Origin of the sequence: Pseudonocardia sulfidoxydans NBRC 16205, from assembly GCF_007989085.1 — a bacterium.
GTDB classification, from domain to species: Bacteria; Actinomycetota; Actinomycetes; order Mycobacteriales; family Pseudonocardiaceae; genus Pseudonocardia; species Pseudonocardia sulfidoxydans.
The window spans coordinates 1-2,067 of record NZ_BJVJ01000166.1 but is presented as its reverse complement, the minus strand read 5'-3'; the positions used below and the strand labels follow the sequence as shown (position 1 = coordinate 2,067).

The following is a 2,067-nucleotide window of genomic DNA, read 5'->3' as shown; positions in this document are numbered from 1 at the left end:
CCTGGGTTCCGCAGCTGACCTCAGTTGAAAGTGCCCGAATATGGGGTCTGAGCTGGGCAAACGGGTGTCGGCCTGGTGACGTGTCGTGTCACTAGGCGCGGGTGTTGTTGCTGGTCAGCGCGTTGCGGGCTCGGGGTCGAGGTTGAGGATCCGCGGGGGCAGCGCGAGGTCGAGGGCTGTGTGCAGGCGCCGGACCTCGGGGCTGGGTGGGGTGGTCTGGCGGAACAGCCCGGCCGGCCCGGTGAAGGTGCCGACGTGCAGGCGTTGGAGCTGGTCGAGGGCGCGGGGCCAGGTCGTGGTCATGTCAGCTGTGGCGGCGCGGGTCTCGACGATGCGGGCCAGGAGCAGCGCGAGCCAGCAGAGCAGGACGTGGGCGCGGATGCGGTCCTCGAGCCGGTGATAGACCGGGCGCAGGTCCAGGACCTGCTTCATGTCCCGCCAGCCACGCTCGACCTCGAGGAGCTGCTTGTAGCCCAGCGCGATGTCCTCGGTCGACAGGTGCGGATCGCTGGTGCGCAGCAGGTACTTCCCGTCCAGCTTCGCGTCGGCAGTGATCTTCGCGGCGTCGGCACGGAGCAGTCCGCCCGGGGTGACACGTAGGAACCGGTTCAGCCCGGGCTTGGTCGAGATCACCCCGCGCAGCTCGGCCCGCTTCCTCGGCGTGAGCCGATCCGAGGTGGAGATCATGGCTTCGAGTCGTTCGACGAGGTTCGCGCGGACCGCGGCGTCACGGGTGGCGGCGTCGGGGTTGTGGCAGACCACGAACCGCTCCGACTCGGAGATCTTCACTTCCTTCACGCGCAGGTTCGCGCTCACCTCCTGGTAGCGGCCTTGGCGCGACAGGGCGGCGGTCGCCTCGGCGGATCCAGAGCGCAGCTTCTCGCCCAGGATGTAGCCCCCGCCGCCAGCAGCCAGATGGCGGCGGTTCTGCGCGGAGGTGAACCCACGGTCGGCCACCCAGATGACCTTGCCCAGAGTCCAGTCCCGCAACTCGTCGCGGACCTGGCGGATCAACGGCGAGTCGGAGGTGTTGCCGGGCCAGCACCACACCCGCACCGGGATCCCGTCGCGGGTCACTGCCATCCCGACCACCACCTGGGGCAGGTCGTCGCGGGAGTCCTTCGACTTCCCGCGGCTGCGGAACCCGGCTCGGCCGGTCGCCCCCGCCGGCGGCTGTTCCGCGTCAGCCGTGCTGTCAGCAGCCGCGCCGTCGTCAGCGTGGGTGTCGTCGTGCTCGACGAGCCGGCCGTGGTCGTCGCGCCAGACCGGCTCGTCGGGGTCCTCGGTCTCGAAGTAGGTGGAGGTGGTGTCGAAGAAGATCAGGTCGACTTCGAGGTTGAGCAGGTGTGCCACCTGGTCGAACACCCCGCGCGCGAGCTGGTCCTCGACCTGGAGGAGCCAGTCCATGGCTCGGTAGCAAGCGTCATCCGACACCGCATCCAGCCCGGGAACGTGCACGTCGTGGGCGACCCAGCTGGTGGCGGCGAGCTTCGAGGACGGCGCCAGCGCACGGTTCGCCACCAGCGCGAACAGCACCCGCTCCACGATCGGATCCCGCCGGGTCCCGGCCGCGAGGCGACGCAGCAGGGTGTCGATCCCGAGCCGGTGCCACAGCCCGTCGAGCAGCCACGCCCCGCCCAGCGGGCGGGACTCGACGAACTCCAGGCCCGGCACCCCGACCGCGCGCGCCCGATCCGGCCCGCTGGAGGCTGGTTCGACGCCCACGACGCGGGTCAGCGCGGAGATCAGACGCTCGATCGCCGGCCGGTCGAGCTGATCAGCCCGGCCGAAGGAGTACAGCACCTTCGTCCGCGCGGTCTTCGCGGTCGGGTCCCACTCGTTGTGCGCCAACTGCAGATACGACACCTTCGACCCGTCCCGGTTCCGCCGGGTCGACGTACGCACGAACACGCCACCAGACCTTACACGACCCGCTGCAGCTCACAGCACCAGATTCAGCCGAGTCGTGTTACTAGGGATTTTCACGTTCTGGACCAGGCCTCACCGCGCTGACCTGGGCCAACACCCGTGATCATGTACCAGATCACACGTTAGCTGCGGAACCCA

The 2,067-nt window shown here is 69.4% G+C and carries 1 protein-coding gene; it reads right to left on the bottom strand.

The window, feature by feature from the left end; translation table 11 throughout:
• Positions 1-114 precede the first annotated feature (114 nt).
• Positions 115-1,911, bottom strand: coding sequence for an IS1634 family transposase (locus PSU4_RS30800; RefSeq protein ID WP_186817286.1), 1,797 nt, complete (start codon positions 1,909-1,911; stop codon positions 115-117).
• Between the last annotated feature and the right edge of the window lie 156 nt (positions 1,912-2,067).